The organism is Paenibacillus chondroitinus NBRC 15376 (genome assembly GCF_004000765.1).
GTDB lineage: Bacteria > Bacillota > Bacilli > Paenibacillales > NBRC-103111 > Paenibacillus_E > Paenibacillus_E chondroitinus.
On the sequence record NZ_BILW01000004.1, the window covers coordinates 224,003 to 240,585 of the forward strand.

Consider the following 16,583-nt stretch of genomic DNA (forward strand, 5'->3'; position numbering starts at 1 on the left):
ATGTCGCTGGAGCGCGTGAATCGTACGCTGTTGTATGTGGCGCTAATCGTTTTGGCGATTGTTTATCTGGTTCCGGTGTATGTCATGCTCATCACGAGCGTCAAGGGACTGAACGAAATTACACTCGATAAAATGTGGGCGCTGCCTCAGTATTTTAACTTGAAAGGTTATCAAGAAGCGTTTAAGAAGCTGATTCCCAATTTGACGAACAGCTTTTTGCTTGCCATTCCGGCTACGTTGTTATCTTCCTTGCTAGGATCTTTAAACGGCTACATTTTATCCAAATGGAAGTTCAGAGGGTCGAATTTTTTGTTCTCCCTGATGTTATTCGGGATGTTCATTCCCTACCAAAGCATTCTCATCCCTTTAATTCAATTTCTGCAATCCATTAAGCTTTACAACTCAATCCCTGGATTGATTCTTGTTCATGTCGTGTATGGTCTGCCCATTTGTACCTTAATGTTTCGCAACTTTTACGTAGGAATTCCAACGGAAGTGTTGGAGTCGGCCAAAATTGACGGAACCGGATTTTTCGGCATTTATCGGTATATCATGATTCCACTTTCATTAACGGGTTTTGTTGTAGTAGGCATCTGGCAATTCACGAGTGTATGGAACGAGTTTCTGTTTGCCGTTACGCTGACCACCCAGAAGCAGCAACCGATCATGGTGGCTCTGCAAAACCTGTCAGGCAGTCAAATCGTACAGTGGAACGTACAGATGGCCGGAGCGATTTTGGCTGCTTTACCTACGCTGCTCGTTTATATTTTCTTGAGCAAGTATTTTATTCGGGGTCTCCTGGCAGGTTCGATTAAAGGCTAAAAGGACGCTCAGAAAGGAACGATCTGCATGAAACGTAAAATTTTTGGTATGTACCTGACTCTCATGATGTGTATGCTGCTGGTTCCAATCTCCACTTGGGCTGCAGACTCCTTCACTTACACGCTAACAATCAGTAACGATAAACCTGAAGTTGGGAAAGACAAGGAAATTAACGTGACAGTGACAGGGGATAACCTTCAGGATGTCTACGCATATGAAGTGAATTTTGTTTATGACCCCAACCAATTACGATTTAAGGGGGCGAAAAGCGCAATAGATGGCTTCTCCATTCCTGCTATCGTGAAAGATAATCAGATTCAATTTGCGAGTACCAAAATTGGCAATAAGGCCGGGGAAAGCGGGAAGGTTCCCTTATGCACGCTTACTTTTGAACCGATTGGCAAAGGCCAAGCAGCGGTAGAACTTACGGACGTGAAGCTGGTCACCAGCAAAATGGTTTCTAGCAAACAAAATGCAGACACGCAAATTGCAATGGATATTACGAACGACAATGCAGCTATGTTTCGTGATATTACAGGGCACTGGGCGAAAGAGGCGATTGAAAGAGCGGCGAAACTGGGCTTTGTCAACGGTTATGAGGATGGCACTTTTAGGCCGCAAGGACTTATCACACGTGCAGAGTTTGCTACTATGTTAGCTCGTGCCATTCATTTGCCGTTGAACGGCCAAGATCAGCTTGTCTTTGCAGACGAGTTTACGATACCGGAATGGGCGAAATCAAGCATCGCGTCAGCCCTAAACGCCGGCATCGTATCAGGGTATGAAGACAACACGTTCCGTCCAGTTCAAATGATATCCCGAGCCGAAATCACCACGATGATTGTGCGGGCATCGGGTATCCAGACAGCCGAGCAACCAATATCGACTTTTGCCGATAAAGACCAAATTCCTGCCTGGGCGTACGCTTTCGTAGCAGCTGCAGCAGAAGCGGGACTGGTTCAAGGCAAGGGAGATCAGCTGTTCATGCCGAATGACAACGCAACTAGGGCAGAGGCAGTCACACTCCTTTTATCTTTGCTTGATTATAAGAAATGACAGACCGCCATTGGTCCCTACATAAAGCCAGAGAGGATATTAGACGATGAGAAAAAGAAAAAGGTATAGGTATAGGACATACCTTGTATATGCGCTTCTCATGCTTCTATCGGCGAACTGGTTTGCAGATCTCTCACTTGCCAAAGCCGAGGAAACCATCCATGCCACCTTGTCCGGTCAGGACAAGGTGCTGGTTGGTGAAGCATTTGATTTGACCTATGGATTGAAGGGGGTAACACAAGCGGTCTACGCTCAGGATCTCACAGTCACTTATGATGCTGAGCAGTTGAATTTTAACGGTGCGGACACGGTAAAGGAATTAAAGGATCAGTTCTCGATTGTCGGACTTTCTGACACACCCGGACGTGTCCGAATCATTGCGGTGAGCCATGGAGCACAGTATGCCATTCACGAAGATAGCGAATTGTTAACGCTTCACTGGAGCTCTAAGAAGCTTACTCATTCTGCCTCATCCGATGTAACAATTAGCAATCTCGTTGTTTCAAACGGTGATGGTGTGGAAACCAACGTAAGCGGCACGACTCATACCGTCCAACTTTCTGTAGATAACTCGCTGCCTGGGGACTTGAACGGAGACAACAAATACACGATCGGGGATTTGGCGATTGCGGCAGCATCTTATGGTAAAACATCGGCTGACTCCGATTGGGCCAAACATGAGAAGGCGGATGTCCATCCCGATGGCAGGATTGATATTGCGGATTTGGCGATCATAGCCAAAGCGATCATGAGTGGTTTGCCGGATGTACCAAAACCACCGGAATGGACGGCGGCAAAGAGGCTTGACGTATCCGGCGTATCGAGATCAGGCGTGACCTTATCATGGTCCGGTGCGACCGATCCAGAGGGTGTAACCGGCTATAAGGTTTACCAAGATGGGCAGGCTTTAGCCACTGTGACGGGTAATGTCTATCAGTATGCTATTACGTCATTGATGCCGAATACGGCGTATACCTTTAAAGTGGAAGCGGGTAACGCCTCCGGGCTTTGGAGCACCAATGGTCCAAGCGTTACTGTCACCACACAGGCAGATCAGCCACCATCGGCTCAATTAACCGGTCAGGAAACTGTTTATTCCGAAGGTCTATTTACGCTTACTTATGGACTTAAAAGTGTAACTGAGAGCATCTATGCTCAGGATTTCACACTGACTTATGAGGCAGAGCACTTGGAATTCCTCGGAGTGGAAGCACTCCCTGAAGACATGTCCGCCGTCATTGATTCCGCAGCGAACGGACAAGTACATGTCGTGCTCCATGGAGGGGAATATCCAAGACAAGAGGTCGCTGATTTATTAGCGCTGCGCTGGAAGGCCAAAGCCATATCTCAGCCAGTAACAACAACAATGACGATCCAAGACATTGTACTAACGGATACGAACGGTGTGGAAACAACCATTAACGGTGTATCTCATAACGTTCGCATTACTTTGGTTGATCTAAATAGTGATAACAAAATTTCTGTGGGTGACCTGGCTGTGGTTGCGGCGGCTTATGGACGTACGTCAGCCGATGAGGATTGGGCGAAGTATGAACGAGCTGATCTCAATCATAATGGCAAGGTGGATATCGACGATCTGGCGATGGTAGCCAAATGGATTTATCGGTAAAGGCACAAAGTGAGGGGATAGGCGGTAAGCGACCTCACTTTTTGTATTCCTGAATGATGATCGCATGCAAATGTGATTATTTTATCGGAAGAAAAGATAGATTTACCGCATAGTTAAAGCCAGGCTCTTTCAGTAAGATATGTATGGGGAAGCGCTTACAGGTGTGCTTCGAAAGGAGGCTGCTTGAATTTTCAAGTTTAGGATGCGTTGAAAACAATAATGGGAGGTTTTCTGGAATGGGTAACCGGAAAGCTAGGAAATTTCTGGCTATGGCAACGAGCTTTACACTTCTGGCAGGATCATTTTATCTGCCTACGAATCAGCGGGCATCCGCTGCAGCAGCAGAAGGTGCTGACTTCTACTCGTCATTCGAGGCAAGTGACCCGATAGTGACATGGGAAAATAAAGTCGAGTCAGACATCGACGGGAATGCCCTAACTTCGGGGATCGACGGCAATACGCCGTTTGCAGGCATTCCGGGTAGTATCACGAATAAGGTTGTTGAAGTAACCGCAAGAGGAGAGTACACATCTTCAGGTGAAGTAGCCGTCAATCTGATCGATTCAAACACGAATTCGAAATGGCTGGATACGAGCTCAACTAGCTGGGTAAGATTCAAGCTTAGTGAAGCATCGGCAGTCATGAGATATGCTTTGACTTCTGCGAATGATTCAGCCGGAAGAGACCCTAAAAATTGGCAGTTTGAAGGCTCCAATGACGGCAGCACCTGGACGACGCTGGATACGAGAACCAACCAGACCTTTAGCGAACGTTTTCAAACGAAAGTCTACGACTTCGCGAATGAAACACCATATCTCTACTATCGGTTAAACATTACGGCAAACAGTGGAGATTCTTACATTCAGTTATCCGAGTTCCAACTTTCCAATGGCATTGTTCTTCCTCCTCCTCCTCCAGCAGATATGAAGTCTTACGTCTCGAACGGTCCATCGGGTCTATATAATGCCAAATCAAATGCAGGGTGGACCGGTTTGAAAGGGTTTACCTATTCCGGAACTCACCTGGTTGACGGCAGAGCTTATTCCTATAACAAAGTGTATAATGCCGATATCGCCGTGACGCCAAATACTGAACTTTCCTATTATATTGCTCCTGAATTCACGGATAAAGCACAGATGGATTACTCCAGCACTTACGCAGCGGTAGATCTGGCATTCTCAGACGGCACTTATCTGCATAATCTTGGTGCGCTCGATCAACACGGCGTTAAACTGAATCCTCAAGATCAAGGCAACTCCAAAACACTTTACAACAATCAATGGAACTTCAAAAAATCCAACATCGGGGCTGTTGCGGCCGGAAAAACAATTAAACGCATTCTGGTTGCTTACGACAATCCAGCAGCGAAGACCGGTACGGGATTCAAAGGCACGATCGATGATATCAAAATTGTGGGGAACCCCGCGCCTGTAAGTTACAGCCGGCTCTCCGATTATGCCAACATTCTCAGAGGCACGCAGTCCAATGGGACTTTCTCCAGAGGAAATAATATTCCAGCTGTTGCTGTTCCTCACGGATTTAACTTCTGGATTCCGAAAACAAATGCAAGCTCCGACTGGGCTTATTATTACAATCAAAGCAATAACGCGAACAACTTACCAACAATTCAAGCGTTCGCTTTAAGCCATGAGCCAAGCCCTTGGATGGGGGATCGGCAAACCTTCCATGTGATGCCTTCCGATACGGTGGGAACGCCAAATATTAGCCGTACGACAAGGGAGTTACCTTTCAAGCACGAGAACGAAATCGCGAAACCGTATTATTATGGCGTTACCTTTGAAAACGGTCTCAAAACGGAGTTTACGCCAACCGATCATGCAGCGATGTTCCGATTCACATTTGCCGGCGATTCGTCCAATCTGCTTTTTGACAACCAAAGCAATAGTGGCGGTATTACGCTGGATGCAGCTAACAATGCTATCTCAGGTTACTCCGATCAAAAAAGCGGCCTTTCCACAGGCGCAACGCGCATTTTCATCTATGCGACCTTCGATAAGCCGGTTACTGCAAGCGGCAAGTTGACGGGCAGTGGCGGCGGTGGAACCAATGTGCAGGCCTACTACAAATTCGACACCACGACGAATAAAGTGGTCACCATGAAGATCGCAACTTCCTTGATCAGTTTAGATCAGGCCAAGAAAAACCTGGAGTTGGAAATCAGCCCTGCGGACACTTTTGAAACGATTAAAGAGAAAGCTCAAACACAGTGGGATCAACAAATGGGCATCATTCAGGTTGAAGGTGCCTCAGAAGATCAACTGATTACGTTATACTCCAACATGTACCGTTTATTCTTGTATCCGAACTCCGCTTTTGAGAATGTGGGCACGAATGAAGCGCCGGTCTACAAGCATGCGGATCAAACGCCGATTACGTCCTGTTCGACAAGTACGGCAACGACATCCTGCGCCAAAATTAATGACGGCAAAATTTATGTTAACAACGGTTTCTGGGATACGTACCGTACGGCATGGCCGGCTTATTCCTTGTTAACGCCGTCTAAGGCTGGCGAGTTTATTGATGGCTTCGTTCAGCACTATCGGGATGGCGGTTGGATTTCCAGATGGTCCTCTCCTGGTTACGCCAACTTGATGGTAGGAACAAGCGCGAATGTTGCTTTTGCGGATGCTTATTTGAAAGGTGTTGCGAACTTCGATGTTCAAAGCTTCTATCAATCCGCGTTGAAAGACGCTGCTGTCACTCCGCCAAATGCCAATGTAGGCAGAAAAGGGATGGCGACCTCCGTTTTCGACGGCTATACAAATACGGATACAGGTGAAGGCTTGGCATGGGCTGTGGATGGCTATATCAATGATTTCGGTATTGCCAACCTTGCTGATGCGCTCTCTAAGAAAAATGATACTAACGATGCGTATAACGCTCATTACAAAGATGACCAGCAATACTACATCAACCGGGCACAAAATTATGTCAACATGTTTAATCCTAATTTAGGATTTTTCAATGGTAGAACGGCTAGCGGTGCTTGGAGATCCTCGACGGCGAATTTCGATCCTAGAAATTGGGGCAACGATTACACGGAAACGAATGCGTGGAACATGGCTTTCCATGCTCCGCAGGATGGCCAAGGATTGGCAAATCTGTATGGCGGCAGAGCGAAGTTGGCTGAGAAACTGGATTCATTCTTCAGCATACCGGAACCTGCTTCCAGCTCCAATGCGGGTTCATACGGCGGTGTCATCCATGAGATGACAGAAGCCAGAGACGTAAGAATGGGACAATACGGACACAGTAATCAACCGTCACACCATATTATCTACATGTATGATTATGCAGGGCAGCCTTGGAAGACACAGGAGAAAGTTCGTGAAGCTTTAGACCGTTTGTACCTTGGAAGCCAAATTGGCCAAGGTTATGCAGGTGACGAGGACAACGGTGAAATGTCCGCTTGGTATATTTTCGGAGCATTAGGCTTCTATCCGCTCAAAATGGGCAGCCCTGAATATGCGGTAGGCGCACCATTGTTCAAAAAAGCGACGATCCAACTTGAAAATGGCAAAAAACTCGTCGTTAATGCACCGAATAACAGCAAAGAGAACAAATACGTGCAAAGCTTGAAAGTGAATGGCGAAGCTTATACGCAAACATCGCTGCCGCATGCGGTGCTTGCAGCCGGAGCTACGCTGGACTTTGATATGGGGCCTACGCCTTCTACATGGGGAAGTGGCGACAATGATGTGCCGTCATCCATCACTCAAGGTTCTGCCGTTCCTGCTCCATTAAAAGACATGACAGATAAATTGGTTGCTCAAGGGTTTGCCAAAGTAACCGACAGTACGAACAGCTCCACAATCGGCAACTTGTTCGATAACAGCTCGAATACCCGAGTTACGTTAAACAGCGCGAAGCCATGGGTTCAGTATCAATTCCTCGGCTCGAAAAAGCAGGCGGCTATGTATACATTGACTTCGGGCAATACAGACGGCGATGCGAAAAGCTGGATGCTGAAGGGCTCCAATGACGGTCAGAATTGGACAGTATTGGATCAAAGAACGAATGAAACTTTCGCATGGCGTTCGTATACCCGACCGTTTACCATTCAGACTCCGGGTAAATATGAATTTTATCGATTAGAGGTTTCAGAAAATTCGGGAACCGCAACTACTTCATTTGCCGAAATTGAGCTCCTGGGCTACCCGACTCCTCCTGTAAACGATGAAACAGCGGTAGCGGAAACCGTTAAAAGCCTGGATTTAGGCAATACCAGCGCTGTGACAAAGAAGCTGACCTTACCTACAGGCAACTTTGAATTTGGTACAACGATTACATGGGTAAGCTCTAATCCAGCGGTTGTTTCCAACGAAGGTAAAATTATAAAACGTCCTGATTTTGGGCAGCAGGATGTGAGCTTAACGTTAATCGCAACGGTGAATAAAGGCAGCGTAAGCGCTACGAAGGTCATTACGATCACGGTGCTTGCGCTCAATGAAACGGATCTAAGCTATGAAGCCGGCGTTGATTTCAAAACGGGGCTTGAAGCTGGCGATGTCATGCCGACGTGGGAAAACCGTACCATCGAATCAAAGAACATCGGCGAATTCTGCTGCGGCATCGGCGGTGTTGAAACAAAGGTTGGTACACCAGGACGAAATAACAGCACAAGTGCGATCCTGTATTCCGGTAATGCGACAAGTGCTGTAGAGAACTATGCTTATAATCAAATGTTTGACGCAGATTTCGACATTAAACCATCTACGGTGCTTTCTTACTGGATAAATCCGGAAGGAAGCGCAGGTACCGTACTGCCTGGTAATGTTAGAACAACAAGCCAGAATTACGCGGTTGACTTGCTGTTCACCGATGGTACGTATCTGCACAATCTGAGTGCCGTCGATCAAAACGGTGTCGGTCTTAATCCGCTGGCACAAGGAAATGGCGGTAAACTTGTTTCTGATCAATGGAATTTTGTGACATCGAATATCGGAGCTGTGGCTGCTGGGAAAAGGGTAGATAAAATTCTCATTTCCTTTAATGCTACAGGGAAAACCGGATATTCACGCGGATATTTCGATGATATTTCCATTGAGCACGGCAAGAGCGAAGCAACGGCGTTCTTAAGCGGCAGTTCCGTCGTTTCGGCCGGTCAAACGTTTAATTTGACGTATGGATTAGGCGGAGTGACACAAAGCGTGTATGGTCAAGATTTTACGATTACGTATAATTCGGATATTTTTGAATTGCTTTCCGCCAAATCGGCGAAGGACAAAGATTTCGTGATCGTGGACGAGAAAAAAGCTCCTGGTCAAAGCCGATACCTTGCGGTTCATGTTGGGCCGAGTGCTTCCCAGCCAAACGGTGCCCTGCTGTCGCTTCAATTCAAAGCGAAGACATCGGAGCTTGGTGCAGCCGGCACAATCGCGGTCTCCCAACTTGTGATTGCTGATGGAGAAGGGAAAGAGACGGAAATGTCAGGCGTTTCCAAAACGATCAGCATTAAAGCGGTGGACAAAACAGCGCTGAACAGCCTGATTACCGAGGCGCAAGCAGTACACGACGCAGCTGTGGAAGGAACCAAATACGGTCAATATCCGGTAGGTTCCAAAGCAATTCTGCAAGCGGCTATCGATACGGCTAAAACAGTGGCAGCGAACCTGCAAGCTGTACAGGATGAAGTAGACCTGGCAAGAACGCAGCTGAATGCAGCTCTGCAAACGTTCAAAAATGTTATCAACAGTACAGTGGATAAAGCGACACTGAATGCCTTGATTGCAGAAGCACAATCCACGCATGATGCAGCCGTAGAAGGCACCAAAACCGGCGAATATCCTGCAGGCGCTAAAGCACTTCTGCAAGCGGCCGTTAATGCAGCCAGCCAGATCGCTAGTGACGCAGCGGCTACGCAATCTCAAGTAGATCAAGCTGTGACCGAATTGAACTCGGCTCTGCAAGGCTTCCTTGCTTCGGTGAATACACGCGTACCTGAGGATATGAATGGTGACGATAAGTTTACCATCGGTGACTTGGCTATTGTGGCTGCTTATTATGGTAAAACTGATCAGGATGCTAATTGGAACCTGTACAAAAAAGCGGATCTGAGTGGCGATGGCCAGATCGATGTCGCTGACCTTGCGATGATTGCAAGTAAAATTTTGAATCAATAACAAGCTATCGGGAGGATGGCAGGCGGTAACGTCTTCCTCCCGATTTTTCTCATGGAAAAAAAGTGGAGGTGAACGCGATGAATAGAAAGACCTTCAGGAAATCGTGCAGTCTTTTACTTATTTTTGTGCTGTTGTGGAGTATATTGTTCATCTCGCCGGCATTCGAGCATTCGGCAGAAGCTGCGGCACCAAGCTTCAATGCAGGGTTCGAAAGCGCAGACGCTGTACAGCCAAACTGGGAAGATGAAACCGAAGCGAGCCTTCATGTGAGCCAAGCGGAATCCAAAATTTCCAGCGATATGCGCCAATCCGGTAAAAAAGCATTGCTTTATGCGGGGAAAACTTCTGATACAAGTGCAGCTTATGCTTACAATAAAGTGTTCGAAGTGAATATTCCTGTTAAACCCAATACCACTCTATCTTATTGGATTTATCCGCAAAGCCGTACAACGCAAGGCGGGATTGACTTTAATCTTGGGAAAAACAGCACGTATGTCGCTGTAGATCTTGCTTTTGAAGATGAAACCTATTTGCACAGTTATCAAGCTGTTGACCAGCACGGGGTTGTCATGAGTCCCGAAGAACAAGGCAAAGGCAATCAATTGGCTGTAGACACATGGAATTTTATTACTTCGACTGTTGGTTCGGCTGCAGCGGGGAAAACGATTAAGCGGATCCTCATTTCATACGAACAAAGCGGCGGAAACGCGGGGACATACCGAGGATTTATCGATGACATTCAAATTAGAAACTCTGAATTCGATCCATCGGCCTACGCCAATCCGTTGTTAGGCTCACAGAACAATAAACTTGATATTGTCGGTTTCGGCGGCAATAGGGGGAATACGTTTCCGGGTGCTGTTGTGCCTTTCGGCATGATCCAATGGAGTCCGGATACCGGTTACAACGACCTTGGGTCCGGCAAATCACCTTTGGGCTCGGGATACGATTATGATCGTAAATCCATTGCGGGATTCAGTTTGACGCATATTGACGGTCCCGGCTGCGATATTGCGCAGAACATTCCCTTTTTACCTGTCGTAGGCAAGATGGGAAAATCCCCGGCAACACATTTCGAAGACTATGCTTCACCTTTTCAACGCGAAAATGAAATTGCAATCCCGGGCTATTATAGTGTTTTGTTGGATAAATACAACATTAAAACGGAATTTACAGCAACGGAGAGAACGAGTATCGGCAGATTCACCTATCCTGCTTCCACACAGGCGATGATGCTGATTAATACGGGCATTAACGCCACGGGCGTTAGGGATGCAAACATCCAAATTGACAAAGATAACAACATGGTGACCGGGTATGTGAATGCCGGCGGATTCTGCGGGACCAAAGGGAGCGGTACATTAGCTGAAAATACGAACAACTACACCGTTTATTTCGCAGCAGAGTTCAGTCAGCCGTTCACAGAGGTCGGTACGTATAAAGGCTCTCAAATTACGAAAGACAGCCAGTCTGCACAATCGGAAATTCCGAACAATCGGAAGGTTGGCGGTTATGTAAGGTTTGATACATCTAGTCAGAAAGAGGTTTATGTCAAGGTTGCAATCTCCTATACCGATATGGAGCATGCGAAGCTGAATTTGAAAACGGAGAACCCTGGCTGGAACTTCGACTCCGTCAAACAAACGGCGCAGGCCAAATGGAAAACGGCGCTTAGTAAAATTAAAGTCAATGGAGGGACCGAGAAGCATAAGCGGATGCTTTACTCCTTCTTGTATCATTCCTTGATTCACCCGAATGTGTTCAGCGATGTGAATGGCGATTATAGAGGCTTCGATCAAAAAATCTATAATACCGGGGGCAAATATACCCATTATTCGACTTTTTCCGGATGGGACGTATATCGCACGCAGATGCAGCTCATAGGGCTTCTATTCCCGGAAATAGGCTCAGATATCGCGCAATCCTTCGTTGATGACGCCAAAAGCAGAAGCGGGTTTTTACCGAAATGGAGTATTGCCAATTCCGAAACGAACGTGATGAATGGCGATCCCGCTTCGATTACGATCTCCAACATGTACGCTTTTGGAGCCAGAAACTTTGATTTGCAAGAAGCTTTGAAAGTCATGGACTTTCATGCATCGACACCATCCAGCTTGAATGGGCGCTTTAATTTGGCCGATTATCTGCAGCTGGGCTACATTCCGATTGAAAGAGGCGGCTGGGTAACCGGTTATATCCCGGAATATAACAATGCGGACTTTGCGATTGCTCAATTTGCCAAAGCGCTTGGAGACGAGGGGAAATATAATACGTATTTGACCCGCTCGCAGAGCTGGAGGCTTTCGTTCAAAGATGGCTATATTCAACCGCGACTGGCGAACGGGAATTTCGAAAGCACCTTTGATCCAGCTAGCGAGCATGGTTTCCAGGAAGCAAACTCCGCTCAGTACACATGGGTGCTTCCTTTTGACTACAAGGGATTATTCGAGAAAATGGGCGGTTTGGAGGCAGCAAGAACAAGGCTCGATTTCTTCTTCCAAAAATTGAATGCAGGCTCGACTGAGCCGTATTCATTCCTGGGCAATCAACCGAGTTACGGCATTCCGTGGGCTTACAACTTTGCCGGACAGCCTTGGAAAACCCAGGAAATCGTGCGCAAAGGCATGACGGAGCTGTTCCACGATGGACCTGCCGGTCTGATCGGCAACAATGATTTGGGAGCGGGCTCTGCGTGGTTCGTTCTGGCAGCACTTGGGCTGTACCCGTCGATTCCGGGTATCGGTGGCTTCTCGGTGCACGCGCCACTTTTCGAGGAAACGATTATTCAATTAAACGATTGCAAACAAATCAGGTTAATCGGCAATCATGCTTCGGAAGAAGCAAAGTATATTCAGGACTTAAAGCTGAATGGCCACAGTTATGACAGTACCTGGCTGCCATACGAGTACTTGAAGGACGGGGCGATTCTTGATTTTACGCTGGGCACAACGCCTAATACAAGCTGGGCAACAACTCCTCCGGATCCTTTGGCGCCGCCTTCCAAGGGGCAGTTTGCTTCTCAAGTCGCCATTGCCTGCAGCAACAGCAACTACACGCCAATGCAGGATAGCGCTCAAAAGGCGCTGGACATGAACAATTCGGATGCTGCACAGCCATTAGTTGCCGTGTTGAATACAAAAGAGGCTGCAGTTACCGAAGCACCGGCTGGATTCAGCAGCGAGGCGAAGCCTTGGAGACTTGTCCAGTTGCCTAACTCGAGCGCCAGGTACAAGGAGGTTACTGGAAGATGATGAGACAGCTCTTAAATCGTTGGCATGTTCTGATTTGCAGCCTGCTGATGTTCTGCCTGCTTCCGAACCTGACCGTTCAAGCGGCTCCTGGGGATTTGGTCAATGTCGCTCTTGCAAGCAATATGACCGTTAAGTTCAGTAAAGAAAACCAGCCTAATGAGACCGCTGTGAAATTGTTTGATAATAATGCCAACACGAAGTGGCTGGGAGCTCAAACAACGAATGTTTGGGTGCAGGTCCAATTCAATTATGGGGATACCCAAGCCGTTAAAAAATATGCCATGGTGTCTGCCAACGATGCAGCGACAAGGGACCCGAAAAACTGGCGAATCGAAGGTTCGAATGATGGGTTGAGCTGGATCGTGCTGGATGAGCAAAGCAATCAATCATTCAGCGCGCGTTTTCAAACGAAAGAATATACGATTGCAGCTGACAAAGTGAAGGAGTACGCCTATTACCGGTTGTTTATTTTGAATAATAGCGGTGAATCGACGAATACGCAATTAGCGGATTGGAAATTGTTTGCAACGGAGCTTGATGACAATACTTCTGTAGCGTCAGCAGTTGCAGCGCTTGATGTAGGAGATACGACAGCTTTAACAAAAGGAGTCAGCCTTCCAGCAACGTTCAGGAAAGGCACATCCATCACGTGGGAAAGTTCGAATCCTGCGGTGCTCAGCAATACGGGCAAAATTGTGAAACGTCCGGATCTTGGCCAGCCGAATGCACAGCTCACCTTGACAGCTACGGTGAAGAAAGGCTCTTTATCGCAGATCAAACAGTTTGCTGTAACGGTATTGGCGATGCGGGAGGCCGATTACCAATATGAAGCGGGAGTTGATTTCGATTCAGGTTTTGAAGCGGAGGATCCTGCTCCAACGGATACGACGGGTCCGGCTAACACGTACAGGATCTTGTCGCTGACGAAAAATATCGGGGAATTTTGCTGCGGGATCGGCGGAATGGAGTCCAAAAAAGGCACTGGGGCGCACAATGGCGCGGCTGCTCTTCAATTTTCCGGAAATGCTTTAAATGCTGATCAATCCTACGCTTACAATCAAATCTTTGATACGGAAATTCCGGTTAAAGCTTCGACAACATTATCTTACTGGCTGTTTCCTGAGAAAGAGTCCGATGTTCTGTCGACTTTGACAAGAACAACAAGCAAGTATGTGGCGCTTGATATTTTGTTTACAGATGGTACTTATCTGCATGACTTGGGCGCCAAAGATCAGAATGGTGTCGTCCTTCATCCGAATTCGCAGGGGAAAGGGGGTTTCGTTGTCGAAGATCAATGGAATTTGATAACGGCGAACCTCGGAGAAGTAGCGAATGGGAAAGTCATCGATAAAATTTTGTTCGCATTTGATTCAAGCGGTACTGTATCAGGCTTTTTCCGCGGCTCCGTCGATGATATCACCATTGAACACAATTCGACGGTTGGCGAAAAGGACACCCTCGCAGTTAATGCTGCGAAAGCTGCACTTAGCTTAGGTGATACATCCGGAGTATCCCATGACTTGAATCTGCCTGTGGTAGGCGAACAGCAAACAAGAATCACATGGGAAAGCTCGAATCCGCTTGTCATGAACGATTCCGGGCATATTGTATCCAGACCCATTCAAGGGGAGCCAAGCGCAGAGTTGAAACTGACAGCTACGATCATCAAGGGTGATTCGATTGCGACGAAGGTTTTTCAAATCAAAGTACTTCCCATGGACGACGCTGAAGCGGTAGATTTGGATAAAGCTGCGCTGCAATTGGTAAATACGAGCGCGGTTGCTGACCATTTGACGCTGGTGACAAAAGGTAAATATCGATCGACGATTGCATGGCATTCATCGAATTCAGTTGTGATTAACGATGCCGGGCATGTGTCACGACCAGACGCGGGTCAACCGAATGCGGTGGTGACTTTAACAGCAACGATTATGAGCGGTGGGGTATCGGCAGATAAACCTTTTATCTTGACGGTGGTTGCCCAAGGAGATATGGGAGATCTGGCCGCAGATAAAGCCGTGCTTGAGCTTGGCAGCAGCAATACGGTGACCGGCAACGTGTATTTACCGAGTAATGGCCGATTTGGTTCCAAGATTGACTGGGTAAGCTCTAACCCAGATGCTATTAGTGGAACAGGGCAAGTTCATCGTCCAGGTGTCGGTCAGCCGGATGCGAGTGTTAATCTGACAGCTACGTTGACTAAAGGTACCAATATCGAAATGAAAACATTCCCCTTAACGGTTAAGGCAATGAGTGCCGACGAGGAAAGTGTGATATCGGCTGCTGCTGCACTTGATTTGGGGAATACGAGATCCGTCGTGAACAATTTGTTCTTGCCGATCAGCATAAACGGTTCGCCTGAAGTGGTGATTACCTGGTCAAGTTCAGATCCGGGAGTGATTGATTTCCATGGCAACATCGTGCGGCCTTGTTACGGTGATCCGAATGTAACGGCTGTGCTGACGGCCAGGATTAGCAGAGGTACTACAAGCATCACGAAAACCTTTACCATCACGGTTGCTGCGCTTGGTGAGGTCGAAAAGCCCTTAAATGACGATGCAACCTTAAGCAATATCACACTAAATGGGGAGCCGATGAGCGGTTTTGATCCAAACACAGCAGCCTACACCGTGGAACTGCCGGAAGGCGAGGTCCAAGTACCGACAGTTGCAGCAACAACGGCAGATTCGAATGCAACGCTGGTGGTTACTCAGGCTGACAAACTACCGGGCCAAGCGACAATTGTAGTTAGGGCAGAAGACCGTTCCACACAGAAGACGTATACGATTGATTTTAAAATAAAAGAAAGTCCTGCCGGAAACATCGCTTATTTATTCGGTGTTGATCAAGTCAACTCCGGTGCCACTTTCGACCTTACTTATGATTTGCACAGCGTGAGTCAAAACGTCTATGCGCATGACTTGATCTTCACCTATGACGCGGCGGCTGTGGAGTTTATCTCTGCAAAATCGCGTCAACAGGATGTCTTCTTCGTAAGTACGAAGGAAACAACAGGTCAAGTTCGTGTCCTTGCTGCAAGGATAGCTGCGGACAAAGATTCTCTGGCGACCGGTTTGATTAACCTGCAATGGAAAGCCAGACCTTCAGCTTTACCTGTATCTACAGCAATATCGCTGTCCAGCGTCATTATTTCAGACGGTGATGGGGTCGAAACCAATGTAGCTGGCGTTGCACATCCTATTCTAATCAACAGCGTAAACAAAGCCGGGCTCCATGAACTTATTGCGCAAGCTCAGGCAGCGTTTGACGCCGCGGCAGAAGGCACAAGTGTCGGACAATATCCGGTTGGTTCGAAAGCTGTTTTACAAGCCGCAATCGTTAATGCCAAAGCTGTGGCCGATAACGCGGCAGCAAGCCAAAGCCAAGTGGATCAAGCTTCCTCCGAGTTGAATGCGGCGCTCCAAGCATTCTTGGCATCTATCAATACGCAAGCGCCAGGTGACTTGAACGGAGATAACCACTTCAGTATCGGTGATTTGGCTATGATGGCGGCCTACTATGGCAAAAATGCCGATGATCCGAACTGGCTATTGTATAAGAAAGCGGATCTCAACAATGACGGAGTCATTGATATTGGTGACTTAGCGATTGTAGCTAAAATGATTCTAGGCTAGAAGGTAAGCCAGAGGTGGTGTCCATTGTGACATCATCTCTTTTTTA

6 protein-coding genes are annotated in these 16,583 nt (G+C 47.4%); all 6 read left to right on the forward strand.

Features of this window, described 5'->3' with window-relative positions:
* The 6 genes from PCH02S_RS07445 to PCH02S_RS07470 all read left to right on the forward strand — a co-directional run bounded on the left by PCH02S_RS07445 (position 1) and on the right by PCH02S_RS07470 (position 16,537).
* Positions 1 to 822 carry a carbohydrate ABC transporter permease gene (locus PCH02S_RS07445; protein WP_127451564.1) on the forward strand — a complete coding sequence of 274 codons (822 nt, stop codon included), beginning with the start codon at positions 1 to 3 and terminating at the stop codon, positions 820 to 822.
* A gap of 27 nt (positions 823 to 849) precedes the next feature.
* Positions 850 to 1,878 (forward strand): S-layer homology domain-containing protein, encoded by a 1,029-nt coding sequence (locus tag PCH02S_RS07450; protein WP_127451566.1) that lies wholly within the window; start codon positions 850 to 852, stop codon positions 1,876 to 1,878.
* Positions 1,879 to 1,924: 46 nt separating this feature from the next.
* On the forward strand, positions 1,925 to 3,508 hold the full coding sequence (locus PCH02S_RS07455) for a cohesin domain-containing protein (protein WP_127451568.1): 1,584 nt from the start codon (positions 1,925 to 1,927) through the stop codon (positions 3,506 to 3,508).
* A 236-nt stretch (positions 3,509 to 3,744) separates the two neighbouring features.
* Complete coding sequence (locus tag PCH02S_RS07460) at positions 3,745 to 9,651, forward strand: GH92 family glycosyl hydrolase (protein ID WP_127451570.1); 5,907 nt, start codon at positions 3,745 to 3,747, stop codon at positions 9,649 to 9,651.
* A 77-nt stretch (positions 9,652 to 9,728) separates the two neighbouring features.
* Positions 9,729 to 12,902 carry a GH92 family glycosyl hydrolase gene (locus PCH02S_RS07465; protein ID WP_127451572.1) on the forward strand — a complete coding sequence of 1,058 codons (3,174 nt, stop codon included), beginning with the start codon at positions 9,729 to 9,731 and terminating at the stop codon, positions 12,900 to 12,902.
* Positions 12,899 to 16,537 carry an immunoglobulin-like domain-containing protein gene (locus PCH02S_RS07470; protein ID WP_127451574.1) on the forward strand — a complete coding sequence of 1,213 codons (3,639 nt, stop codon included), beginning with the start codon at positions 12,899 to 12,901 and terminating at the stop codon, positions 16,535 to 16,537. Before PCH02S_RS07465 ends, PCH02S_RS07470 begins: the two co-directional genes overlap by 4 nt.
* Positions 16,538 to 16,583: the final 46 nt, after the last annotated feature.

Excerpts from the sequence above, each read along its gene's own strand:
- PCH02S_RS07445 (WP_127451564.1), top strand. The coding sequence starts at position 1 with ATGTCGCTGGAGCGCGTGAATCGTACGCTGTTGTATGTGGCGCTAATC.
- PCH02S_RS07455 (WP_127451568.1), top strand. The coding sequence starts at position 1,925 with ATGAGAAAAAGAAAAAGGTATAGGTATAGGACATACCTTGTATATGCG.
- PCH02S_RS07470 (WP_127451574.1), top strand. The coding sequence starts at position 12,899 with ATGATGAGACAGCTCTTAAATCGTTGGCATGTTCTGATTTGCAGCCTG.
- PCH02S_RS07460 (WP_127451570.1), top strand. The coding sequence starts at position 3,745 with ATGGGTAACCGGAAAGCTAGGAAATTTCTGGCTATGGCAACGAGCTTT.
- PCH02S_RS07465 (WP_127451572.1), top strand. The coding sequence starts at position 9,729 with ATGAATAGAAAGACCTTCAGGAAATCGTGCAGTCTTTTACTTATTTTT.
- PCH02S_RS07450 (WP_127451566.1), top strand. The coding sequence starts at position 850 with ATGAAACGTAAAATTTTTGGTATGTACCTGACTCTCATGATGTGTATG.